The sequence below is a fragment of the Streptomyces sp. LaBMicrA B280 genome (assembly GCF_049222185.1).
Lineage (GTDB): Bacteria > Actinomycetota > Actinomycetes > Streptomycetales > Streptomycetaceae > Streptomyces > Streptomyces murinus.
Genome location: NZ_JBMJCT010000083.1, coordinates 1 through 522, shown reverse-complemented (window position 1 = coordinate 522; position 522 = coordinate 1). Strand labels below are relative to the sequence as shown.

At 36.2% G+C, this 522-nt stretch carries 1 protein-coding gene; it reads left to right on the top strand.

Annotated features, from left to right (window positions below; translation table 11 throughout):
* Positions 1-29 precede the first annotated feature (29 nt).
* The gene (locus ACLF5H_RS37330; protein WP_129264378.1) at positions 30-251 is read left to right on the top strand and encodes a hypothetical protein; all 222 of its coding nucleotides are present in this window, start codon (positions 30-32) and stop codon (positions 249-251) included.
* Positions 252-522 lie beyond the last annotated feature (271 nt).

The window sequence follows — 522 nt, the reverse complement described above, 5'->3', positions numbered from 1 at the left end:
AGTTATAAATCAGAGCAGTGTGGCCAAGCATGAAAAATCCAGTAGATGCAGAGCGAATTCGAGCAGCATTTAAGGCAACGCAAGGGATTGCGGAGCATGAGTTTGATCAACGTGTGATTAATGCTAGTCAAGCGGATGTTGATGCGATGATTGAACGGATTGCGTCTGGGGAGTCGAGTTTTGAGGAGGAAGATGCGGTGTTAATGATGAAATGGCGAGCTATGAATGCCTTACAGGATAAGGATTCATAGCTTCGCATAAGGCGTATTAGTTTTGGTTGATTCTCATATTTCAAAATAGTTAGTGGTTTTCTTCAGGGCTTGTGAGTTACTTCTAGTTTGGTAATAAATATTTTTATTGTATATACATATTTTTTTTATTTTTATGACTTGAATAACAAAAAAATAGCCTTATATAAGGGTTTGTATACATGTAAATCAAAAAAAACGTATATACACAGATCGTTTATGACTTTAGAATAATGGAGCGGAAAAGTGACATGTGATGAGCCAGATTTAGAAT